Genomic DNA, 23,555 nt, shown 5'->3' with positions numbered 1-23,555 from the left:
ACACGCCCCGTGGAACTCAGGCAGATGCAATACTTCCTGTGCCTGGCCGAGGAGAGAAACGTCACCCGCGCCGCGCGCCAGCTCAACATCGTGCAGCCGGCGCTGAGCATGCAGATTGCCAAGCTCGAGGCCGAGCTTGGCCAAAAGCTGTTCGACCGCAGCGTCCAGGGCATGACGCTGACCAGCGCCGGGGAAGCGCTGGTGCGGCTGACGGCGCCGATCGTGCGCGACGCCGAATATGCGCGGCAGGAGATGGCGCAGCTCGGCGGGCGCATCTCGGGCCGCGTCTCGGTCGGCCTCATCACCTCGGTGGCGCAGAGCACAATGGCGCGGTCGTCCGCGACCGTCGCCAGCCGCTATCCCGAGATCACGTTGTCGGTCTGCGAGGGCTATACCGAGACGCTGGTCGACTGGGTCAACACCGGGCAGCTCGATTTCGCGCTGATCAATGTGCCGCGCCGCAAGACGCCGCTCGCTGCGCATCACGTCTTGGACGAGGAGATGGTGTTCGCCTGCCGGAAGGACGGCCCGATCAGGCGGCCCGCAAGACTACGCTTCGACCACATCGCCAATGTCGATCTGGTGCTGCCGTCGAAGCGCCACGGCCTGCGCCTGATCCTCGACGAGCATGCCGCCGCAATCGGAATCGACCTGCGGCCACGCCTGGAGCTCGACACCCTGCCCGCGCTCTGCGACGTGATCGCGACTACCGATTTCGCGACGGTGCTGCCGACCATTGCGCTCCGGCAATCGCTCGCCAGCGGCAGCATCCGGGCGCATCGCTTCGACGAGCAGAGGATCGTGCGCTCGATTGCCTGGGTGCATCACCCAAGGCGGGCCGTGTCGGTCGCGGCCAAGGCCGTGCTCGATGTCATCAGTCAGGATCTTGCGCAGGCCGCCGCCGTGGCGAGCGGGTTCGTGGAGCCCGCCTCGAGTAACGCAACTTCGCCTTCACGCAACGAGCGCAAGAAACCGAGGCGGAAACCGATCTCTTAAATGCAGAATTCCGCACGGACAAGATGTCGCGCCCGCTGCAAAATGAGACGCGTTGGTAAGTTTTGAGACCAGCCGGCATGACGGCCGCAATGGCCCGCTAACTACGGTCCAGGCGCAGAACTCGCGAACCTGGCGCCCATCCCCGACGAATCCCGTCCCGGACGATTCCAGGTCTTGCAGAACAAGACACATTCGGGAGGTCCAGTCCGGGATGACACCGTTCGGTCGCAGCAAGATCACGGACAGCACGGCGCCATGCGCCAACGGCTGTCACCTCAACCGCAGGTCCTTGCTGTCGTTCGGCGCGGGCGCTGTGGTCGCCGCCACAGGACTTCGTCCTGCACGAGCACAGGATTATCCCGCCCGGCCGGTGCAAGTGCTCGTGCCCTTTGCCGGCGGGAGCGCCAGCGACGTCGTCACGCGCATCCTGCTCAACCGCATGTCCACATCGCTCGGGCAGGCCTTCGTGGTCGACAACCGCCCCGGCGCCGGCGGCAACATCGGCACCGCGGCGGCGGCTCATGCATCGCCTGACGGCTACACCTTGCTGATGAGCACCTCCGGTCCGTTAGTCGCGAACAAGTCGCTCTACAAGGACCTCCCCTACGATCCGCTGAAGGATCTCGCCCCGATCGGCCTGTTCGCGACGCTGCCGAATGTCATCGTGATCAACTCAAAACTGCCGCCGAAATCGCTGGCCGAGCTGATCGACTACGCCAAGGCGCATCCGCGCGAGCTGAACTACGGGACGGTCGGCATCGGCTCCTCGCAGCACCTGGCAGCCGCCTACTTCGAGCAGCTCACCGGTGCCGAACTCACGCACGTGCCCTACCGCAACATCGCCGCCTACACGCCGGACTTCATCGCCGGACAGGTCCCGCTCGGCTTCCAACTCCTGCCGAACGTCCTCGGTCTGATCAAAAGCGGTGATGCGCGTCCGCTCGCGGTTGCCAACGACAAGCGCATGACGGCGCTGCCGGATGTGCCGACCGCGGCCGAGGCCGGCCTTAAGAATTACGAGAGCGCGGCTTGGCTCGCGCTGCTTGCGCCGGCGAATACCGAAAAAGCCGTCGTCGAAAGGCTGTATAAAGCGATGGTCGAAGCCGTGAACGATCCGAAAGTGCGCGCCCTCTTCGTCGAACAGGGCGCCGAGCCGCTGGTGATGGATCCGCAAGGCCTGAAAGACTTTATGGCCTCGGAAGCCGCGAAATGGGCGAGGATCATCAAGAAGATTGGCATTGAGCCGCTGTGACTCCGAGGCTTCGCTTCTCGTAGCTCTGGCTGTTCTGCACGCTATAATGCGCCACAATACTCTGCCAACGGAAGCACGTGGAATTCACGCGCCGATCGAGGTTAAGTGGGGTCAACGCTCGAAGATGAGAGGAAGTGAGAACCTCCCACCAAAGCACGCCAAATTGCGCGACAGCCGCCGCCCATACTACTCCCACTCAACCATTTCGAATGGCGTCTCGTCGTTGATCCGCAAGCACAAATTTTCAAATGTGACCGACAAGTGCCGACGGTATACCCGCCGCAATTTTTCGGTCTTGAATTCACAGGAAATTTGCGCCGATCGTAATTCTGGTGAGTTCGGTACCTATCGGAGTCAATCGACTGGTCAGGTCGCCTACTCGGTCAAGACTGCGATACTCGCTTCAGCGTAGGACTATCCAAATACCGTCAAGAACAAACTAGACCGCTCCGATCGGTTTTCCATCATGCGCCAACCAGAATAGTCCGCATTGCGCCTTTGAACCCCTGCAGCGGAAATAGAGAAGGCTTCGTCTAGCTGCGATAGCGCTCGATCCGGGAAAGATCCGGCACCATACCGAGCCCCGGAGCTTCGCTCAGTTCCACGGCACCGTCCTTCACATTTACGATCGGGCCGCAAAACAGATCGCGCAACGGATTGTCGTTCGCGTCAATTTCGAGCCAGCCTTCACCACCAGCACCCGCCAAGAGATGCGCTGAAGCAAGCAAGCCGATGCCGCCACCAAGATAGTGTGGACAGAACGTCTTTCCCGATTTCAGGATATCACTTGCAAGCCCCGCGCCTAGGCTGAGGCCGCCCCATTTCGCGATGTCGGGCTGAACCACTCCGAGTACGTTTTCAGCCAGGACCTCCTCGAAGCCATCGACGCTGGAGATGTTCTCGCCCGCGGCAATCGGCATTGTCGCGCCAGCGCGCAGTCTGCGCCACTCCTCGCGCGGCCGGTCGGCGCGGATCGGCTCCTCAAGCCAGCGCAGATCGAAAGCGGCGAGTTGCGGCAGCATCTTCAGCGCTTGTTCGACCGACCAGCCCTGATTGGCGTCCGCGGCCAGCATGCCCTTGCCGACAATCGACCGCAGTGACGCCAGATTGGCGAGATCGACATCGGCTCCGAAGCCGACTTTCAGCTTCAATCCGCGATAGCCGCGCTTGAGTGCCGCTTCGGCGGTCTGGGCCGCGCCGCCGGGATTGATCCCGCTCGCATAGACCTTGATCCTGCTCGACTGTCCACCGAGCAGCCGCCACAGCGGCAAACGCCGCCGGCGCGCCGAGAGATCCCACAGCGCCAGATCAATGCCCGAAATCGCCTGCGCAAACGGGCCGGGCTCGCCGCATTGAAGCGCCAGGACTTCCGTGCCCACCGTCAGCGCCTCGAAGGCCTGAGCGGGACCGCCGAACTTGCGTCCGATGAGGCCGGGCGCAAGCACTTCATTGACGAGTCGGGCGCGGTGCTCCGCACCCGGGGCCGGAAAATTGCACCAGGCCTCGCCCCATCCCTCGACCCCGTCCTCGTCGACGACGCGAACGAACACCGCAGGGCGGTTCAGCATCTGTCCGAACGACGTCACCACCGGCGTCACCAGCGGATAGCGATAGCAAAACGCCTCGATCGTGCGGATGGTGAAGCTGTCGGTCATGCTGCTGATCCCGCGAGATGGCGCCGTGCTCCCGACTTGTCAGTAGGTGCGGGCGAAATCTCCCTCCTTCCTAATATCACTGAAAACGGGAAAGCGCGGCTTCCATGGCGTGCCCTTCGCCGTCGTCAGCGCATTGAGCCGCTCGAGGACGTTGAGACCCTCCTTGCGCAGGCTCGCCGACACTGCGGCATAGTCCGGGAAGTTCTTCAGCACGGCGTCCAGCCAGATGGTGCGGCCGGCTAGGAAACCGCTGGCGCCCGCGGCATAGGAATAGTCGAGCACGCGCTCGAACTTGTCCGGCGCGGCGCCGCCCGACAGCAGCACCCAGGGAATGCTGCGCTGCCGGCAGATCTCGCCGATCGCATCGAACTCCCTCTGCGCCGCCTTCGCCTTGGCACCGGCATCGCGCGCAGGCAGGCCGTTGGCCGCGAGCGGGCTCTCCAGCTTGAGCAGATCGACGCAGTATTCGGGCTTGGCGAACTCGCGCACGCTGTCGATGACGAGGCCGGGAAGCTTGCCCGGTGACTCCACGTAATCGGCGGTGTGATTGGCGCTCCCGAGGAACGGATAGACCAGCAGTTCGAGCACATAGGGAATGTCGTGACGGGCGCAATCCTCGCCGATCTCGCGCACGAACTGCTTCTGATGCGCGTTGACGGCGGCATCGGCGTCGGGCCGGTACCAGGCCAGCACCTTGACGGCATCGCCGCCCATGGCGCGGATCTTCTCCACGCTCCAGTTGGTGATGGCGCGCGACTTGCGGCCGCCGGCGGTTTCTTCGACCCGGTGCTCCTCCAACGTCATGATAAGCCCGCAGCGCGGCGGCAGCAGGTCGATCGCCGCTGGGACCGCGAAATTCGGGTCGAACAGCATCGAGCTGCAATGCGGCGCGAGATTCTCGACGAGGAGGCGCTTGGCCGCCGTGACGTCGGAATATTCCACCTGCTCCCGCGTGATGCCCCTGGCCTTGGCGATGGCATCGAACAAGGGCGGCCGCTGATCCAGCGCGACCATCCGGAAGTGGCCGTCCGCGTCAGCAAGCCGCGCCAGGCCGCGGTTCTTTCCAATCGTTCTCATGGCTGTGTCCTCATGAATGCCAGACTGTCGTTGATGGCAGGAATTCCGTTGCGGCCGCCGGCATGGCGGCATTTCATCGCGGCGGTGGCGGCCGAAAACGCCATGGCGGCGCGCACGCTGAGGCCGGCACCGATCGCCAGCGCGTAGGCTCCGTGGAAAACGTCGCCGGCCCCCGTGGTATCGAGGACATCGACGGAGTAGGCCGCTTGCCGGTGCACCTCGCCATTCTCGAACCAGCTCACCCCGCCCTCGCCGCGCGTGACGCCGATGACGCAGCCGCCGAAGCGCGACAGCGCGCCGAGCGTTTCGTCCCCGGCCGATCCGGCAAAGGCGGCGAGCGCGGGCTCCGAGAAGATCGCGTGGTCGGCCAGCGGGAGCAGCCGCGCGAACACCTCGGCCTCCGCGACGTCGCCGTCGAGCACCGTCGGAATGCCGCGCTGGCGCGCCGCCTGGAACAGCGTCGCCGCCCCCTCGGCCCAGCGCGGGTCGGCCAGCACAGCGGATGCGCGGGCGACGGCCTCGAGCGGAAGCCAGTCGGCGGCTTCGGGGTAAAGGCCGCGGAAATTCACGATCTGCCGCTCGCCGCTGCGGTCGACAATGATCCCGGAAACCGACGAGCGGCCATCGGGAAACAGCCGGAAGTTCTCGGCATCGACGCCTTCGGCTATGAAGGCGGACTTCATCTCGTGGCCGGCGGCGTCATTGCCTGCCCGCCCCCAGAACGCAACGGATGCGCCGAGCCGCGCCACCGCGACGCTCGCATTGGCAGCCATGCCGCCGCCGAGCGTCGCGTACTCCACTGCCCTGATCTTCTCGCTACCGCCGGCGAAGGACCGCTCGACGTGCCAGACCTGGTCAAGCGCCGACAGCCCAAGACAGATCACGTGTACGGCTTTGGCGCCGGACGCGACGTCCACGAGGGCCGCGAGATCGCCGATTGGTGCCGGGGCGCTCACCGAAGGACCTGCCCGTCGGTGGCGGCAAACAGATGTGTCCTGCCCGGCTGCGGGCGCAGGTTGATGCGATCCCCGACTTTCGGCCGCAGCGACGGATCGACCCGCGCAATGGCGGAGACATTGGCGAGATCGAAATGGATCAGCGTGTCGGAGCCGAGCGGCTCGACCAGCTTGACCGAGATCGGAAGGCCGTCGGTGCCTTCAGGTGCGACCGCGAAATGTTCCGGACGGATGCCGAGCACCGCCTGACCCGCCTTGGCGAGGCGCCCCGCGGTCTCGCCGTCCAGCGGCACGACCGTCCCGCCCTGCGAGAGCACCGCGCGCTCCTCGCGCCATTCGACCGGGAAGAAGTTCATCGCGGGCGAGCCAATGAAGCCGGCAACGAACTGGTTGGCGGGCCGCTCATAGACCGCCTCCGGCGTATCGTATTGTTGGATCGCGCCGCTCTGGAGCACGACGATGCGGTCGGCCATGGTCATGGCCTCGATCTGGTCGTGGGTCACGAAAACCATCGTGGTCTTCAGCTCCTGCGACAGCGCCTTGATCTCGGCGCGCACCTGCCCGCGCAGCTTCGCGTCCAGGTTGGACAGCGGCTCGTCGAACAGGAACGCCTTGGGATTCCGGACGATCGCGCGGCCCATGGCGACGCGCTGGCGCTGGCCGCCCGAGAGCTCCTTGGGCTTGCGGTCCAGATAGGGCTCGATGTGCAGCAGCGCGGCCGCGCGCTTGACTCGCGACGCGATCTCCACCTTCGGCGTGCCACGCAGTTCGAGCGCAAACGACATGTTGTCGTAGACGCTCATATGCGGATACAGCGCGTAATCCTGGAACACCATGGCGATGTCGCGCTGGGCGGCCTGCACGCCGTTGACACGGATGTCGCCGATATAGAGGTCGCCGGACGAGATCGGCTCGAGCCCGGCGATAATCCGCAGCAAGGTTGACTTGCCGCAGCCGGAGGGACCGACGAACACGACGAATTCGTGATCGGCGATCTCGAGATTGAGATCGGGAATGACCGTGAAAGTGCCGTAGCGCTTGGTGAGGTTGCGGATCGAGATCGAGGCCATGTCTCAGTCCAGCGCCAGGACCGGCTTGATCAGCTCGCCCTTGGCGAAACGGGCGAAATTCTCTGGGAGATCCGACAGGCCGAATTCGCCGTCGACCAGGATGCGGTACTCGTCCTTGTAGCGCCGCAGCAGCTCGACATTCGGCTCAAAATCCGCAACCGGGAAATAGAAGGTCCGGATCATGTAGAAGTCCTTGCGCCGGAACACCTTGCCTTCCTCGATCACCCACGGCGCGGCGTTCTCGCCGACCAGCACCAAGGCGCCGCGCGGCAGCACCAGCTCGATGCCGAGATTGCGCGCCGCATGCGCGCCGGAGCATTCCATGATCAGCGGGAAGCGCCGCGACGTATCGCCGACCGGATGCGCCTTGGCGCCGAAGGATTGCGCGATGTTCAGGCGCGCGGCATTGGGGTCGGCGACGTAGACCTCGTCGTAGCCGAGCGCGCGAAGTGCTAGCACGACGCCAAGGCCGACGGGCCCGGCCCCCATCACGAGCACCGGCCCGGCCTCGCTCGGCGGCACCACGCGGCTGACGAAGCGCACGGCGTGGCCCGAGGTGCCGATGGTGTCGAGCAACAGCGGCGCGAGGCTGTCCTCGATATCGTCAGGCACCGGCAGCAGGCAGTTCTCGGGAACCGGCACGTATTCGGCATAGCCGCCGGGCCGGTTCCAGCCGATCAGGCTGGAGACTTCCAGGCACATCTGGGTGTCGCCGCGCCGGCAGGCGGCGCAGTGGCCGCAATGCAGGGGGATGTACACGGCACAGCGGCGGCCATGGAGCTTGTGGCCCGGCTGCTCCACCACGCCGAAGATTTCATGGCCCGCCGTGAATTGCGCACCGTTGTGCCAGAGCTTGAAATCCGAGCCGCAGAGCGCAGTGCGCGACACCCTCACCAGGACCTCGCCGGGGGCAACGTCGGGCATCGCAACGCGCTCGACCGTGATACGGTCGTTGCCGTGGAAGACCGCGGCCTGCATGATCGAATTCGGACGGGGCGCACTATTCATCGTTCAGCCTTTCACCGCGCCGAGCGTAAGTCCGGACACCAGCCAGCGCTGAACCAGGGCCGCCAGCAGCAGCGGCGGCAACGCGATCAGCGTCGCCGCGGCCATGAGGGCGCCCCATTGTGTCGAGCCTTCTCCGATGAAGTTGAAGGCCGCCGCGATCAGCGTCTTGGTGTCGCCGTTAGACAGCACCAGCGCAAACAGGAAGTAGTTCCACGAAAACACGAAGGCGAGGATCGCCGAGACCGCGATCCCCGATGCCACCAGCGGCATCGCGATGCGCCACAGAATCCGCGTGACGCTGCAGCCGTCGACCTGCGCGGCCTCGAACACGCTGCGCGGGATCGCGTCGAAGGACGGCAACAGCACCCAGATCACGATTGGCAGGGTGATCACGGCATGGCTGAGGATCAGCGCCGTGTAGGAGCCGATCATGCCGACCTGCCGGAACATCACGTACCAGGGCAGCAGGAACAGCGTGCCCGGCGCCATGCGCGCCGCGAGCGTCAGGATCGCCGGCCAGGTGATCCGCGTCCAGGACACGGCGAAGGCCGCGGGAATGCCGAACAGCAGCCCCAGCGCCGTCGACCCGACGGTGACGATGAGGCTGTTGAGCGCGTAGCTCAGGAATGGCGTCGTCCGGGTCAGCTCGACGTAATTCTCCAGCGTCGGCGCGAAGATCACCGTCGGCGGATAGGCGGTGACCTCGAAGGACGGCTTGAACGAGGAGAGCACCATCCAGACCGTCGGAGCCATGATCACCGCGCCGGCGATCACGAGCTGCACGGTGTTGAGCCAGCGGATCCAGCGCTCGTTATGGGCGGCATCGGTCATGACATCACCACGCCACCGCGCCGCGCAGGCGGTTGAAGGCTAGCACTGCGCCGAACACGATCGCCGTCAGGGTCAGCATCAGGGCGCTGGCATAGCCGATGTTGAAGAATTCGAAGCCGACGCGGAAACCGTAGATATTGAGCGTGTTCGAGGCATTGCCCGGGCCGCCCTGGGTGGTGATGTAGATGATGTCGAAGAAGCGCAGGAGATCAACGCTGCGCAGGATCGCCGCGGTGACGATGGTCGGCAGCAGTAGCGGCAGCGTGATGCGCTGGAACGTCTTGAGTGGCGATGCCCCGTCAATCTGCGCCGCCTCGTAGACGCTCGGCGGCAGCGACTGCAGGCCGCCCAGCACAATCAGCGCAACGTAGGGCGTCCACTGCCAGCTGTCGATCAGCGCCACCGTCGGGATGACCCAGGTCGGCGAAGCCAGCCAGTCCGATGGCGGCAGGCCGACCGATTGCAGGACGTAGTTGGCCGCGCCGAGCGAGGGATCCAGGATCACCAGCCACATCATGCCGGCGACGACCGGCGGCATCATGAAGGGCGAGATGAACAGCGACCGAACGATGCCCGACAGGCGGCGCGCATGGAACAGCACCAGCGCGAGCCAGACGCCGAACACGAGCTGGAGCGCCAGCGACAACACGAACAGCGCGATCGTCACCCACAGCCCGTGCCAGAACTCGGTGTCGGAGATCAGCTTCGTGTAGTTCGCAAGGCCGGCGAAGGACTGCTTGCCGGTCGACGAGAAGGTCTGGAAACCGAGCCACACGGTGTACACGACCGGAAACGCGATCATCCCGACCGTGAACAGAACGGCCGGCGCCGACAGCGCCGCCATCTCCGCCCTGCTCCGGTCCCGCGTCAGTGTTGCAGCCGTATCCGACAAGTGCCTGTTTCCCGCCAGGAGGCACCGGTCGGCCTCGAGGCCGACCGGCTTATAGCGATTACTTCTGGGCGATCAGCCCATCGAGCGCCTTGTCGGCGTCGGCGCAGGCCTGGTCGACCGGCTTCTGCTTCAGGATGAGATCCTGCACGGCCTGGCCGATGAACTCGCGCGATTCCGGATTGGCGACGATGGGATAGCCGACCTCGGACGAGCCCTTGGTAGCGAGCACGTCGAGCGCGGCCTGCCACTCCTTGCGCACCGGCTCCTCGTCGATCCATTTGCGATATTCGGAATCGTTGGCGACCGCGGGCCGCGGCGGTGCGATGCCCTGCAGCGCCATCTTCTTCTGCACCTCGGGGCTGGTCGCCCACTGTACGAAGTACCAGGCGGCCTCGGGCTGCTTGCTGTGCGAGGAGACCGCCATGCCCCAGCCGATCGTGGTCGGCACCTGCCCGCCCTCGCCCGCCGGGAATGGCATCAGGCCGGTGTCCTTGAGGCGCGCGCCGCCATCCATCACGGTGCGCAGTTCGTTGGAGGATTCGAACGCCATCGCAGCGCGGCCGCTGCGGTAGAGCGCCGAGATCTGCTGGAAGCTGTAATTGACAACGCCGGGCGGGCCGTAGTCGCGGAGCAGCCGGCTGTAGGTGTCGAGCGCTTCCTTGCCCTTGGCCGAGCACAGGTTGGACTTGCCGTTCACGACATAGCTGCCGCCGATATTGTGGAGCACGTTGCTGAATGTGTAGGCGACGGCGGGCTTGAGACCGCGGGACACGAAGGGCGTCACGGCGCTGTCGCACGCCTTGATCTTCTCGGCGGCCGCTTCGACGTCCTTGATGGTCTTTGGCGCATCCAGACCGCATTTCTTGAAGAGATCGGTCCGGTAATACAGGATCGGCCCTTCGATGTTCATCGGCATGCTGGTCAGCTTGCCGCCGAAGGTCGCCGCCTTTAGCAGCGCCTGGCTGAGCCCCGCGGGAGCGTAATCCTTGGCGACCTCGTTCTTCGACATCGCGGTGAGATCGGCATACCAGCCGGAGGCGGCGAACTGCTCGCCCTCGCGGGAGGGCAGAGTCATGAACGCGTCGACCTCGTCGCTATTGGCGTTCATCACGGTCACCAGACGCTGTCGCATCTGCTGTTCCTGGTAGCCGTCGACCTTCAGGGTCATGCCGGTCAGCTTCTCGAAATCCGCCTTGTAGGTCAGCAGGGCCTGCGCGACGGGATTGTTGTTGGCGAGAAAGGTGACGGTCTTGCCCTTGAACTTCATCCAGTCGAAATCCGCCGCATGCGCCTGCGGGCCGATCGCGGCGATGGCGAGTAGCGGCAGCATGAATTGCGTCCCGAGCATCCTGGGTGTCATCGAACTTTCCTCCCGGCAGGCCGCCTTGACCGGCGGATCCCGCTCATTTTTTGAACGAGACTTGAAAACGGTTACATCCTAGGCCACACTTCGGCTCTGTCAAGCGACCGACAAGCGTAACAACATCAAGCAGATTGCGCGCGCTCGGTTCTCGCAAGCGTACCGCCCCGAATGTAACGTTACATCATGCTGATTGCGAACGAGAAGTCAGGAAAGCAGGGCATCCGCGCGGTCGCGGCGCGCGCCGGCGTCTCCACGGCGACGGTGTCGCGCGCCCTCAACAATCCTGACGCGGTGAGCGCATCGCTGCGCGCGCGGATCACCCAAGCGATCGACGCGCTCGGCTACATCCCGCACGCGCCGGCCCGCATCCTCTCCTCGCGCCGCTCGCGCACGCTCGGCGCGATCGTGCCGACCATCGACAACACGATGTTCGCGCGCGGTATCGCGTCGCTCCAGCACTACCTCTCCTCGGTCGGGTACATGCTGTTCCTCACCACCAGCGGCTACGATCTCGAGGTCGAACTGCAGCAGGCGCGAAATCTGATCAGCCGCGGCGTCGACGGCCTCGTGCTGCGCGGAGACTGCCATCACGAGGGCCTGCGCAAGTTGCTCGCCGACAACGCCGTGCCGTTCATCAATGTCGGCATCTATCAGCCGAACCGGCCCTATCCGTGCGTCGGCACCAACAACGAAGCGGCGGCCCATCGCGCCGCCAGCCACGTCATCGAGCTCGGCCATCGCCGGATCGGGATCGTCTCGGCGCTCCAGCGCAACAACGATCGTGCCAGCGCCCGCGTCGCCGGATTCCGCCGTGCGCTGGCCGAACACGGCCTCGACTTGCCGCCGCAATGGCACGTCGAGGTCCCCTACACGCTCGACGACGCGCGCGAGGCGGCGCGGCATCTCTTGAACCTCAGGGAGCGCCCGACCGCCGTTGTGTGCGGCAACGACGTGATCGCCTATGGCGTGCTGCTCGAGGCCGAGCGCAGCGGCTTTTCGGTGCCCGGCGACCTCTCGGTCGTCGGCTTCGACGACCTCGACTGGAGCCGGCATTTGCGGCCGAGCCTGACCACGATCCGCGTTCCGACCGACGAGACCTGGCAGCGCGCCGGCGAATATCTGGTGCGCAGCCTCGCCGGCGAACAGACCATCATGCACCGCGAGATCGATTTCTCGCTGATCGTCCGCGAGTCGACGGCGCCGCCGCCGGCCGCTCTGAAGTGAGGCCCTACCGATGAACTCCAACTTCGCGCTCGCACCGGGATTTCATGCGGTGGTGATCGGCGGCGCCGGCGATATCGGCGCGGCCATCAGCAGCCAGTTCTGCGATCTCGGCGCCACCGTCACCGCGACCGGCGCAAATGAGGCGGATCTGGCGCGCAGCCGGCTCGAACCGCGCGCCGGTCTCAGGCTTGCAACGCTCGACGTCACCGATGACGCAGCCGTCACCGCTTTTGCACGCGGCCATGGCCGCGTCGACGCGCTGGTAAACTGCGCCGGCATTCTGGCGCGCGACAAGGAGTTCGAGATCGAGACGTTCATGAAAGTGATCGACGTCAATCTCACCGGGACCTTCCGGGCCTGCATGGCGTTCCACCCGCAGCTCGCCGCGCAGGCCGGCGCGATCGTCAATATCGCCTCCATGAACGCAACGCTGGCGCTGCCGCGCATCCCCGCCTATTGCGCTAGCAAGGGCGGCGTCGTGATGCTCACCAAGGCCTTGGCGCTGAAATGGGCCGAGGACGGGATCCGCGTCAATGCGGTCGCGCCCGGCTACATCGAGACCGCGATCAATGCGGCAGGCCGGGCCGATCTCGCGCATTATCAGCGGATCGCCGACCGCACCGCCTTTAAGCGGTGGGGACAGCCGGATGATATAGCGGGCGCGGTTGCGTTCCTCTGCATGCCGGCGTCTCGATATGCGACCGGCACTGTCGTTGCGGTCGACGGCGGATTCCTTGCCGGCTAGAGCCTTGGGGATTGCGACCTCGTCTCGCTGCGGCAGCTTCTATGGTCCCTCCTGCACCACGTGAGACGCGCCTTTGGCGCAATTAATCTGCCGGCAGAATTGGGCGCGTACGCCCATGCTCATCAATAGCAACGAAGGTGAAGATTGCTTCGGTGACCTTCTCGATCGAAGCGTCCTCTCGTGATCGGCGCCATACCGTCAAAACCAGACAAACACAGATTCCGCTAATCGCGACGCGACCACGCCGCCCTGGATGTGCGGGTCAGCCTGCGCCAATCGCCGTGCCCCGCTAATTCGCATTTCACACCGATGCACTACTGAGCTTCGGCTGACATCCGAATTTCGGATACGCGAAAGTACTGGGGCTCGGCGACACGAATTCACGCGAACTGTTCGCGACGCGAAAGTGACGAAACGCCCGGCTAGACAGTCGCTCGCCGGCCCGAGAGGTCGAATAGGCCTCCGTACTGAACGAGCACTCCTCGCTCGCGAGCCAGCAGACGAGCGACGTCGCCTCTTCGATCGTACCGAACCGTCCAAGCGGAATCTTCGAAAGCTGAACTCGATGTGCTGGGCCGCCATTTGATCAAAGAGGGGCGTTTTGATTGCCGCCGGCGTGATGCAGTTGACGCGGATGTTGGTCGCAGCCGTTTCCTTGCCTAGCGACTTGGTGAGCGCAATCACTGCCGCCTTGGACGCACTGTAGGCCGAAGCGTTCGGGTTGCCTTCCTTGCCCGCGACCGAGGCGACGTTGACGATGCGACGGTAGCCGCCGTTCTCCATCGCGCGGCGCGGTTGCAGTAGAAGGCTCCTTTGACGTTGACGTCGAAGACCTTGCGCCAATCGCTGCCCGGGTAGCCCTTCACGGCTCCGTTCAGCCCGGTGACTCCGACGCTGGCTACCAGAATGTCGAGCCGGCCGCCCAAGTCGTCGATGCTCCGCCGAATGGCCGCGTCGACAGCGTCTTCCTGCGCGACGTTGACCTTCTGCGTGTGCGCCGCGCCGGCCCCGGCGGCTGCGGCGGCGAGGACGGAGGCGTGCAGGTCCCACATGGAAACCCGGGCGCCTTCGGCTCGGTCGTCGTCTCGCTATTCAATGCACCGCCGCGTACAGGATCTTGTCCTGCGTGGCCTCCGCCGAATCGAACTCGGCGACGATGCGCCCCGTCCGGGCGACCAGGATGCGGTCGGAGACGGCAAGCACTTCCGGCAGATAGGACGAGATCACGACCACCGCCTTGCCCTCGTCCGCGAGACGGCGGATCTCGGCGTGGATGTGCGGGATGGTGCCGACGTCGACGCCGCGTGTCGGCTCATCGAAGATGATAATCGAGGGATCTTGCACCAGCGTCTTCGCCAGTACGACCTTCTGCTGGTTGCCCCCCGAGAGCTCGATGATCTTGGCTTTTCTTTGTAGGGCGCTGATCTTGAGCCGGTCGACCCAATAGGTGGCGAGCTTAGCACGGCGGGCGCGCGAAAGCAGAAAGCTGAAGCCGCCCTTGGTGGCGAGCTTGCCGAGATAGACGTTATCATCGACCACCATGGTCTCGAAGAAGCCGTTGGCCTTGCGGTCCTCGGTGATATAGGCAATGCCGTCATTGATGGCCTGGCGCGGCACCCGGTAACGGATCGGCTTTCCGCGCAGGCGGATGGTGCCGCCATTGATCAAATTGCGTTTGAGCGCACCATAGATCACCTTGGCAATCTCGGTGCGGCCAGAGCCAATCAGGCCGGCGATGCCGACGACCTCGCCTGCATAAACCGAGAACGACATGTTCTTCACCGCCATGCCCATGGTGACGTTCTCAACCGTCAGCACCTTCTCGCGACGATGGTGAGTTTTCTTGCTGCCGCCATAGACCGCCTGCGCCACTTCGCGGCCGACCATATGTTGAACGAGGCTATCCCGACTAAGCTGTTTTGCCGGCGCGGTGATCACGTGCCGTCCGTCGCGCAGCACCGTGATGCGATCGGCGATCTGCAAGGATTCTTCCAGCGCGTGCGAGATGTAGATGATGGAAACGCCGCGGGCGCGGAGGTCGCGCACCAGGTGGAAGAAATGGACGATCTCCTCGGGCGTAAGCGAGGCAGTCGGCTCGTCGAAGATAATGATGCGCGCCTTGTTGTAGATCGCGCGCGCGATCTCGACCATTTGCTTCTTGGCGGTGCCGAGCATGGCCACCGGGGTTGCCGGCTCGACGTGGAAATTGAGCGATTGCAGCAGCTGCTGTGCCTGGATGTTGAGGGTGCGGAAGCGCGTCAACAGGTTTTCGTTGCCGAGCTCTATATTCTGCGCTGCCGTCATGGTCGGCACCAGGCTCGTCTCCTGATAGACCATGCAGATGCCGGCGTTCAAAGCATCGCGCGGCTGTTCGAGCTTCACCTGCTTGCCATCGAGCCGGTATTCGCCGGAGGTGAGTTGGATCGCCCCCGCAATCGCCTTGCACAGCGTCGATTTTCCGGCGCCGTTCTCGCCGACGAGGGCATGCACCTCGCCCGCATAGAGATTGAAGTTGACACCCTCGATGGCATGCACGCCGCCATAGATCTTGCTGCCGCCGACGATCTCGAGCACCGGCTCGGTGGCGTTGACAAGGTTTGCACCATCGCTCATCGGAGCTCTCCCGTGTGGAGTAGAAGGCATCCGGCGCCGCGGGCGGCGATGACCACGCCTTGTGGCGTTGCGCAGGCGGCGGTGACGCCATGGAAGCGGCCGCCGGCGCGGCTATGCAGGCTGTCCGTCGCTTCGCCCTCGGCGTCGAGATGCACGAGCAGCCCATAGGAGCGCGGCGGCGCCCAGGGTTTTTGGATGCCGAGCGCCTTGACGCCGCCGATCTGCATTGGCTCGAGGCAATCGGAACCGCCGGTGAGCGCCGGCGCGATCCAATAATTTTCCGGCATCGCCCGCATCATCTCCTCCCGGAAATCGTCCTCCTTGAGCACGAATTCGATGAGATGCGTGCGTCGCGCGAACAGGCCGAGCAGATAGCCGCCACGACCATCCGGATGCATCCGGCCAGGGTAGCCCGGCAAATTACCGGCGACCACCTCGCCCTGCCCCAGCACGCTTGCGGTGAGCGGAAAGCGGCTCAAGCAATACGCGCCGCTCTCGGTGAGCCACAGGCTTTTGCCGTCGGCGGACACCACAACTCCATAGGGATAGGACAGATCGCGCAGCAGCACCTCGGCACTTCCGAGATCCGGCCCGCACGCAATCAACCTCCCTTGGCTCCGCTTCTCCATCAGGTCCCGCCGCCATTGGTCCGGTGTGCAGCCGGCAGCGCCTTCGACCACGAAGATGCGGCCATCGGGATGCGCGACCACCGAGAGCAGCCCGACCAAAGGGCGGCCGTCCGCGGACTGCAGCCACACCAGATCGGGATTGGCCGGATCAATTGCTGCGAGGCCACGGCCGGCCACGCAGACGAGCAGCCGTCCGTCGGGGTGAACCGCAAGTCCACCCGCATCGCCGTCGAATTCGGCAACCAGCGTCCGCGTCGCGAAATCCGCCCCCGAAAGTTTCAGCACCCGTCGCCCAGCCGAGGCGAAGATCGATCCGTCGGGTGCTGCAATGACATCGTCGACGCCCGGCAGGGGATCGCCGATGACGGTCGCCTCATCCAACCGGTCGTTGGGGCTTAGCGCGCCATCGAGCGGGGGGATCGCGTTCTGGCCGCCGTCGCGGTCGATGACGCTGCGGATATCGCGCAGGAGATGACCGAAGAATCCCATGGCAGTTATCCTTTGACCCTGCTCTTGTCGCCCCAATAGGCGTCGTATCCGGTCCAGCTCTCGTCGACACCGTCGAGCTTGATGCGGCCGATGCGGTTGTTCTCGAGGCCGCCGAGATAGAGATAACCCTTGTGCTCGCGCATCGAGGTCAGGGTCGAATGCGAGATGCCGGTCGGATCCCACCAGGATTCGAGCGCCTCGCCCTGTTCGTTGAATTTCAGCACGCAGCCATGGTTCAGCGCCGGCGCGAGCCATTCGTCGGTCGGCACCTGCTTGACCATGCGCAGGCGGAATCCGGGCTTGCGCACCGAGAGGTCGAAGGTGGGCGTGCGGATGCCGACGAGCGCCAGCCAGTAATTGCCGTCGGAGGCGCGGTTGATGTTATCGGGATTACCGGGGAGTTCGTCGATTAGAACCTCGGTCCTGCCCTTCTTCGGTCCCTCGATCCAGTAACGGAATATCTTGCAGAGTGAAGTGCTCGCGATCAGCACCGATTTCCCGTCATGAGAAACGCACACGCCGTTCGGAAAATAGAAGTGATTGATGACGGTCCGCGTCGTTCTGGTCTTGGGATCGTAACAGACCACGCGGCCATTGGGCCGCGCCTCAAGGATGTCGAGCGTGTTGGTCGTCATCTCATAGCGAGTGGTGCAATCGCTGAAATAGATCTTGCCGTCCGGCGCGATATCGAGATCATCGGCCATGCGCAGGCGGGAATCGTCGTTGAGCTTGTACCAGGTGCGATTGGTCTCGTCGGTGACCTTGAACACACGGCCATCGGGCGCGACGCCATAGACGCCCATGCCGGCAACCGCCACGATCAGGTTCTCGTCGCGGTCGAACTGCATGCCGAGGGGGCGGCCGCCGATATGGGCGAACACCTCGCGCTGTTCGAAGTTCTCTCCCGAGAAGCGGATCACGTTGCCGTCGCGGGTCGAGCCGTAGACACGGCCCTGGCGGTCGACGATGACATCCTCCGGCCCCTCGACCTGGTCGAGGCCGATGACCTGGGCGTGAATCAAGCGATCGTTCTGGGCAAAGGGCGATGCCGAGCCGCGCTGCACGGAGGGCGCGGGAGAGAACGCCACATAGGCGGGATTCACGTAGATCTTCTGGATGGCCTTGCCGCGGTTCTTCGACCATTTGACATCGATGCCGACGGCGGCGAGCAGGATCATGCCGGTGACCGCCGACGTGACGTAGCCGGGGATACCCATCCGGACCAAGCCATTGATGAGGAGGAAGACGATCAGCGCGCCGATCATCGCCCGCCATACCGTACCCTTGCCGCCGGCAAGCGAGATCCCGCCGAGCACGACCGCGGTCAGCGCCTGGAACTCCCAGCCGACGCCCGTCGTCGAATCCGTCGAGGCCTGGCGCGCGGCATAGAAAATTCCGCTCGCCGCGCACAGCGTGCCCGACAGCACATAGGTGAGGAACAGCATCAGCCGGACCCGGATGCCGGCATGCCGCGCCGCCTTGCGGCTGGCGCCGATCGCGGTCAAATGCCAGCCATAGCGCGAGCGCGACAGAAAGATGTGACAGATCAGCAGCACCAGGAAGAGCGTCGCCGCGTTGACGGGAATGCCGAGCACGCTGCCGGTGCCGATGAAGTCCCAGGCATCGCTGTCGACCGAATTGGTGGCGAACACCTGGGCATAGCCGGTGTTGAGCAGGTTGACCGAGGCACGCAGAATGATCAGCGTCACCAGCGTGGTCAGGAACGGCCGCGCCTTCAGGAAGCCTATGAGGAGGCCGTTGATGCTACCGAGCGCGGCCCCGACGCAAAGTGTCGCGACCACGACGAGACCGACCGGCCACTCCATCACAAGGAGGAAGAACAGCGCCGCGAAATTGCACAGCGCGAAGATCGCCCCGACCGACAGGTCGATGCCGCCGCTGATAAGGCAAAAGCCCATCGCGAGTGCCACGAATCCGAACTCGGCAAACAGGCGCAGCAGCGACAGCCCGTTCTGCACCGAAGCGTAATCGGGAATCGTGAGCGCGAAATAAAGCCACAGTCCGATCATCACCGTGAACGGGACGACCGGCTCGAACCATTGCTTGAGCAGCAGTTCGGACAGCAGCAGGCGCGGCGAGAACCGCCGCGCCGATTGTGTTAGGGACTCGGCAAAGGCTTCGATCGTCGACATGATCCGGGAACTCCCAAGCGGCCGGCGTGCAGCGGCGCACACCGGCTCAGATTCGCGTCAGCTCTTCTTGGGAAGCGCGAAGCAGTTGGCTCCGGACGCGTTGGTCTTATCGAGCCAGATGGGTCGCGTGTAATATTCGAGGTTCTTCGTGCCAGGCTTTTCGCCGGACATCAGCAGCGTTTCGGCGGCAAACATCAGATCGTGGCCCTGCTCGGTCGCCTTGTAGCTCAGGAATTTGTAGAAATTGCCGGAAGTCACCTGGTCGCAATCGAGCGAGGAGCCCTCGCCCGAGGCGAAGACCTTGACATCGTCGATCTTGCCCGCGTTGCGGATCGCCTGCGCGGCACCGGATTCCATGATGCCCCAGAACCCGATCGAGGCGCAGAGATCCGGATGCTGCTGGATCACGGTGGCGGTGATGTTCAGCGCGGTGTTGGCGTCCCAGTTGGCGGCCTGGTTCGACACCACCTTGATGTTGGTATCCTTGTTCAGCACCTCCATGATGCCGCCGACCTGATCGACGCTCGCCGCCGCCGTCAGCTCGCCCTGCACGATCTGGACCTTGCCGGACTTGCCGGAACCGGTGCCGCAGACCTTGACGACCTCGGTGGCCAGCATCTTGCCGATTTCGCGCCAGTCGGCACCGACGAAGGCGCCGGACTTGTAGTTCGACGACATGTTGATCTGGATGACGTGCGTGCCCTGCGCTTCGGCGCGCTTCAGGTCCTTCATCAGCAGCGTGACGCTCGGATTTTGCACGATCAGCACGTCAGGCTTCTGGTCGACCAACGCCGTGAGCGCCTGCTGCATCGCCGACGGATTGTTGTTGGGATCGCGGACAATGAATTTCATGCCGCGCCATTCCGCCTCTTCCTGCACCACCCTGCCCCATTCGTCGGACAGGGGAACGCCGAGCGCGATAGGCAGGTAGGCGATGGTCTTGCCCTGCAGCGCTTTGTCATAGGAGGCGCGAAGCTCGCGCGCTGTCTTGGTACCGCCTTCCTCCTGCGCGGGCACCTGCGACGGCAGCGCGGCCAGCGCAGCGCCTGTGATCGCGATCGTCCAGAGTGTCCTGATCTTCATGGGTTCCTCCTGTTGTTGATGAGACGGGATGCCTTGGCGGCATTCCTCGTTAGGTTTTGCCTCGTTAGGTTTTGCTTCGTTGAGTAAGCCTCGTCAGTCTCCCTGCCGCGCCGTCTCCTCGTCCCGCGGATGCAGGAAATTGTCGAGCACGATGGCGGCCAGCAGAACCACGCCCTTGATGATGTTCTGGACTTCGCTGTTGACGTCCATGATGGTGAACGCATTCAGCAGCGTGCCGATCAGGATGCAGCCGACCACGACCGAGAATACGCTGCCGCGCCCGCCGATCAGGCTTATGCCGCCAATAACGACGACCAGCACCACGTCGAAGATCATCGTGCCCTGGGTGATCGCCATCTGCATGCTACCGGTGGTGCCGACCCATACGAGACCGGCGAGCCAGGCGAGGAAGGCGACCAGCGCATATTCGAGCACGATCAGCGGCCGGAGCGGGATGCCGGTGAGCCGCGCGGCCTCGGGATTATCGCCCTGCGCATAGATGAAGCGGCCGATCGAGGTGCGCGACAGAAACAGATGCATGGCGATCGCGGAAACGGCGAACACCAGGATCGGGACGGGAACGCCCAACAGGCGCCCGGCGCCGGCGAACATCAGCCCGGGTGCATCCCTGGGCGCGTAGACCACCCAGGCCGGCGCCAACCAGAACGCCAGCCCATAGATCACGAAGCCGGCGGCCAGCGTCACGAACAGAGGCGGCGCCTCGACAAAGGCGACCATGACGCCATTGGTGACGCCGATCAGCAGCGCGATGGCGAGCGCGAGGAGGACGGCGGCGCCGACCGGCACGCCGCGCTGCATCTCGATCAGGGCGATGGCCCAGCAGCCTGCCAGGGTCGCGACCTGGCTGAGGTCAATGCCGCGGCTTATCACGATCAGCCCCATACCGAGGCCGAGCACGCCCAGGATGGAGATACTGCGCAACAGATTGAGCAGATTGGACACAGTGGCAAAGCCGCTTAGCGTGAACCCGAACACGACGAGCAGCACGATCGTGATCAGGAGCACGATCTGCTCCTGGTTTGGCTTTGCGATATTGAAGGGAATGCGCGGGGCGGTCTCTGGAACGACAAGGCCGCGCAACGCCAGGGGCCACCGCATTCGTTTCCTCCAACTCTTGTTTTGTCGGGAGTTTGATGCGGCTTTCAGGCTTCGTCAAATACATTTCGCAAGCTGCGGTTGATCGCCTCCTCGCGATTTTTCAAACAGCGTTTGAAGTTGAGACGCCCGGATGCAGGCCGCGCCGATTTCCACGAAACGGCATTTTGCAAAGTCGCAGCTTTCGCGTGCATAGCTTTTTGCGCAATGAACAGTCGCGACGCCTACGGCGAGCCGGCGAGAAGCCGCGCGGTGGCGCGCGGTCATCATCTCCCCGTTCGTCTTGATGAGGAAGGCGCGCAGCGAAAAAGCGGGGCAACCGCGAGAGGATCAGATGATTTCGGGCTTGAGATCGCTACCCACAGCTTTGAAAGTTCAAAAACCATCGAGCGGTTTCTGCTTCGAGAGTTGGCCAACAATCCTGCAGCCGACTGCTGCGGGAGATGTTCGCTCGATAATGGCTCCTAAGTTCGTGCTCGACTTGGTCAAGATTGATACCAACTAGGCCACCATTCTTCACCACAACACGACCCGCCACGACAACATCCTTCACCAAGGTGCTATTTCCCCGACTAAAAAGCAGGCCAATTGGATCAACTTCAACCAGGCGATCATGATCAAGCAGTTCGTAATCAAGAACGGTGAAATCTGCCGGAGCTCCGGCCTTCAGCAGACCGTCACCCGGCGCACCGATTGCGGCACGGCCATTCGTCACGACGTGCGAAAGAAATTCCGCCGCGGTCCAGTTGGTCGGGAATCCGTCCCCTCTGTGAGCGAGCCTGACAAGCCGCATCTCCCGCAGGATGTCGTCGTCTTCATCGAGCGCAAGCCCGTCGACCCCGACGCAGATAGGACAGCCACAACGATAGGCGCGGCCGATCGGAGCGATGCCTGAGCTGAGGTGCAGATTTGAGCTGAAGTTTGTGACGATACGGCTCCCGCTGGCCGCAATGATCTCCTGTTCTGCAGGCGTGACATGAACGCAATGAGCCAAGGTCAATCGGGGTGACAGGAGCCCGATATCCCTCAAATACTCTACGATCCCACCTGGAAACTCCCGATCTGCCCACTGGCGCTGGTAGGGAGTTTCCAGAAGATGCATGTGGATGCGTCGTCCTGTAAGTGCGGAAGCCTCGGCAACGCCTTCGAGCAGCTCGCGCGAGCACCATTGGACTCCGGCCGGTCCAAATTGGACGTCCACTGTCGGTCCCTCAATGGCGGCGGCGACCTCCTCGGTCATCGTGATCAGCTGCCCGGGCTCGGCCGGCGGCTTGACAAACATCTCGCGGACAACCGCGGCGGCGTCGACCGGCAGCCGATTCAGGAACTCCTCCGTGTCTCCATAGACGACCGGATTCTGGTCGCGGAGCGCTGGGGCGAAGGCGAGCCGAAGGCCGACATCTTTGGCAGCACACGCGATCGCTTGCGCTTCCTCGACCATGCTCAATTTGCCGCTGGGGCGAGTGTAGTGAATCATCATGCCCCCGCAGCCCGCCCTCGCAGAACGGCCCAGAGCGGACACGGCGACTAGATATGGATCGGGTGGCGTCGCCAAGGCTGAACGCAGAATCCAGCTTTCGAGCGGCATGTCGATCGCGCCGAACGACGAGAGCCGCGGACGAGCGTGGTCGTGAGCATTGATCAGAGCGGGAATGATGAGCGAACGCCCGGCGGGAGACGACTCTCCATTGTCGATTCGATTGATCTTACCGTCGCGGATCGCGAGCGATGCATTTTCCAGAACACGCGCGTTCTCTCCGAACAGATAGCTCGCGGGAATCTGTTCCATGGGTTAGCTGCCTATTCTCTAGAAAGCCAATGCCTTCCTGAAGGTCGCTATCATGCGGCGGGGCGCGGCTCTCGATCAAGATCAACGGGAAGGCAATAGCTGCTCCGGCAATACACCAGGGGACTGTGCTTCCGATCCTCCCGGAATCCCAAGACTTCACCCAGCACGATCATGTGATCGGCTGCATCAACCATTTCTTTTTTGCGGCAACTAAAGGTCGCAGCTGAACCGGGGAATATCGCGTTTCCAAATTCGTCCTCGGCGTATTCGATCCCACGCCACTTTTCCTTTCCGGATGACGCGAAGCGGTCGGAGAGATGTTTCTGGGTGGCGCTGAGCACGTTGACGGAGAATGTCTCCGATCTTCTAAAAACCTCGAACGAGGCTCGCGCGCGGCCGATACAAAACAACAGCAGCGGTGGGCTGAGGGACACGGATGTGAAAGAGTTCGCTGTGAGGCCGCAGAGACCATCGCCGTCACGTGCGGTGATCACCGTCACGCCCGTCGCATAGTTGCTAAGAGCGCTTCTGATCCCGGTCGCACTGCTCAAGGATTTGTCTCCTGAATTTTATTCAAGTGACTTGAATATGGCAGACCTCTCGCTGCTGGACAA

20 protein-coding genes and 1 pseudogene are annotated in these 23,555 nt (G+C 63.8%); 4 read left to right on the top strand and 17 right to left on the bottom strand.

Going from position 1 to position 23,555, the window contains the following annotated elements; all coding sequences use genetic code 11:
• Nucleotides 1–24 precede the first annotated feature (24 nt).
• Nucleotides 25–996, top strand: a complete 972-nt coding sequence (locus tag AOQ71_RS07960) for a LysR family transcriptional regulator (protein WP_057744106.1) — start codon at nt 25–27, stop codon at nt 994–996.
• A gap of 211 nt (nt 997–1,207) precedes the next feature.
• Entirely contained in the window at nt 1,208–2,248 is a 1,041-nt protein-coding gene (locus AOQ71_RS07955; RefSeq protein ID WP_057744103.1) for a Bug family tripartite tricarboxylate transporter substrate binding protein, read from the top strand.
• Between the two features lie 533 nt (nt 2,249–2,781).
• On the opposite strand, the gene AOQ71_RS07950 is transcribed toward AOQ71_RS07955, so the two are convergent.
• Genes AOQ71_RS07950 through AOQ71_RS07915 form a run of 8 tightly spaced genes read right to left on the bottom strand, consistent with a single transcriptional unit; the run spans nt 2,782 to nt 11,097 of the window.
• Nucleotides 2,782–3,903, bottom strand: coding sequence for a mandelate racemase/muconate lactonizing enzyme family protein (locus AOQ71_RS07950; protein WP_057744100.1), 1,122 nt, complete (start codon nt 3,901–3,903; stop codon nt 2,782–2,784).
• Between the two features lie 39 nt (nt 3,904–3,942).
• Entirely contained in the window at nt 3,943–4,980 is a 1,038-nt protein-coding gene (locus tag AOQ71_RS07945) for a tagatose 1,6-diphosphate aldolase (RefSeq protein WP_057744097.1), read from the bottom strand.
• Nucleotides 4,977–5,936: a sugar kinase gene (locus AOQ71_RS07940; protein ID WP_057744093.1), complete on the bottom strand. Its 960-nt coding sequence runs from the start codon at nt 5,934–5,936 to the stop codon at nt 4,977–4,979. Before AOQ71_RS07940 ends, AOQ71_RS07945 begins: the two co-directional genes overlap by 4 nt.
• Nucleotides 5,933–7,006: an ABC transporter ATP-binding protein gene (locus tag AOQ71_RS07935; RefSeq protein WP_057744090.1), complete on the bottom strand. Its 1,074-nt coding sequence runs from the start codon at nt 7,004–7,006 to the stop codon at nt 5,933–5,935. The genes AOQ71_RS07940 and AOQ71_RS07935 overlap by 4 nt, the downstream gene beginning before the upstream one ends.
• Before the next feature lie 3 nt (nt 7,007–7,009).
• Complete coding sequence (locus tag AOQ71_RS07930) at nt 7,010–8,014, bottom strand: zinc-dependent alcohol dehydrogenase family protein (RefSeq protein WP_057744086.1); 1,005 nt, start codon at nt 8,012–8,014, stop codon at nt 7,010–7,012.
• A 3-nt stretch (nt 8,015–8,017) separates the two neighbouring features.
• A complete protein-coding gene (locus AOQ71_RS07925; protein WP_057744083.1) occupies nt 8,018–8,845 on the bottom strand; it encodes a carbohydrate ABC transporter permease in 828 nt (275 codons plus the stop codon).
• 4 nt (nt 8,846–8,849) lie between these two features.
• Complete coding sequence (locus tag AOQ71_RS07920; protein ID WP_057744079.1) at nt 8,850–9,737, bottom strand: carbohydrate ABC transporter permease; 888 nt, start codon at nt 9,735–9,737, stop codon at nt 8,850–8,852.
• Between the two features lie 58 nt (nt 9,738–9,795).
• A complete protein-coding gene (locus tag AOQ71_RS07915) occupies nt 9,796–11,097 on the bottom strand; it encodes an ABC transporter substrate-binding protein (protein ID WP_057744076.1) in 1,302 nt (433 codons plus the stop codon).
• Nucleotides 11,098–11,283: 186 nt separating this feature from the next.
• Between AOQ71_RS07915 and AOQ71_RS07910 the strand changes: the two genes are divergently transcribed.
• Together AOQ71_RS07910 and AOQ71_RS07905 are read left to right on the top strand one after the other, a co-directional pair.
• Nucleotides 11,284–12,324 (top strand): LacI family DNA-binding transcriptional regulator, encoded by a 1,041-nt coding sequence (locus tag AOQ71_RS07910; RefSeq protein WP_057744073.1) that lies wholly within the window; start codon nt 11,284–11,286, stop codon nt 12,322–12,324.
• Nucleotides 12,325–12,334: 10 nt separating this feature from the next.
• Nucleotides 12,335–13,069 carry an SDR family NAD(P)-dependent oxidoreductase gene (locus AOQ71_RS07905; protein ID WP_057744069.1) on the top strand — a complete coding sequence of 245 codons (735 nt, stop codon included), beginning with the start codon at nt 12,335–12,337 and terminating at the stop codon, nt 13,067–13,069.
• A 198-nt stretch (nt 13,070–13,267) separates the two neighbouring features.
• Here AOQ71_RS07905 and AOQ71_RS42870 read toward each other — a convergent pair.
• The 9 genes and pseudogenes from AOQ71_RS42870 to AOQ71_RS07865 all read right to left on the bottom strand — a co-directional run bounded on the left by AOQ71_RS42870 (nt 13,268) and on the right by AOQ71_RS07865 (nt 23,492).
• A pseudogene (locus AOQ71_RS42870) lies at nt 13,268–14,121 on the bottom strand (SDR family NAD(P)-dependent oxidoreductase).
• Nucleotides 14,122–14,161: 40 nt separating this feature from the next.
• The gene (locus tag AOQ71_RS07895) at nt 14,162–15,682 is read right to left on the bottom strand and encodes a sugar ABC transporter ATP-binding protein (RefSeq protein ID WP_057744061.1); all 1,521 of its coding nucleotides are present in this window, start codon (nt 15,680–15,682) and stop codon (nt 14,162–14,164) included.
• A complete protein-coding gene (locus AOQ71_RS07890; protein ID WP_057744058.1) occupies nt 15,679–16,800 on the bottom strand; it encodes an SMP-30/gluconolactonase/LRE family protein in 1,122 nt (373 codons plus the stop codon). Before AOQ71_RS07890 ends, AOQ71_RS07895 begins: the two co-directional genes overlap by 4 nt.
• Before the next feature lie 5 nt (nt 16,801–16,805).
• A complete protein-coding gene (locus AOQ71_RS07885) occupies nt 16,806–18,953 on the bottom strand; it encodes an ABC transporter permease (RefSeq protein ID WP_057744054.1) in 2,148 nt (715 codons plus the stop codon).
• A 57-nt stretch (nt 18,954–19,010) separates the two neighbouring features.
• Complete coding sequence (locus tag AOQ71_RS07880) at nt 19,011–20,036, bottom strand: sugar ABC transporter substrate-binding protein (RefSeq protein WP_057744050.1); 1,026 nt, start codon at nt 20,034–20,036, stop codon at nt 19,011–19,013.
• A 93-nt stretch (nt 20,037–20,129) separates the two neighbouring features.
• On the bottom strand, nt 20,130–21,155 hold the full coding sequence (locus AOQ71_RS07875) for an ABC transporter permease (protein ID WP_083514036.1): 1,026 nt from the start codon (nt 21,153–21,155) through the stop codon (nt 20,130–20,132).
• 54 nt (nt 21,156–21,209) lie between these two features.
• On the bottom strand, nt 21,210–21,422 hold the full coding sequence (locus AOQ71_RS44910; RefSeq protein WP_157083429.1) for a hypothetical protein: 213 nt from the start codon (nt 21,420–21,422) through the stop codon (nt 21,210–21,212).
• 85 nt (nt 21,423–21,507) lie between these two features.
• Nucleotides 21,508–22,941 carry an amidohydrolase family protein gene (locus tag AOQ71_RS07870; protein WP_057744047.1) on the bottom strand — a complete coding sequence of 478 codons (1,434 nt, stop codon included), beginning with the start codon at nt 22,939–22,941 and terminating at the stop codon, nt 21,508–21,510.
• A gap of 50 nt (nt 22,942–22,991) precedes the next feature.
• Nucleotides 22,992–23,492, bottom strand: coding sequence for a flavin reductase family protein (locus tag AOQ71_RS07865; protein WP_057744043.1), 501 nt, complete (start codon nt 23,490–23,492; stop codon nt 22,992–22,994).
• Between the last annotated feature and the right edge of the window lie 63 nt (nt 23,493–23,555).

Origin of the sequence: Bradyrhizobium manausense, assembly GCF_001440035.1 — a bacterium.
In the GTDB taxonomy this organism is placed as follows: domain Bacteria; phylum Pseudomonadota; class Alphaproteobacteria; order Rhizobiales; family Xanthobacteraceae; genus Bradyrhizobium; species Bradyrhizobium manausense.
Note: the sequence above shows the minus strand (reverse complement) of the source record. Positions and strands in the feature narration are given on the sequence as shown.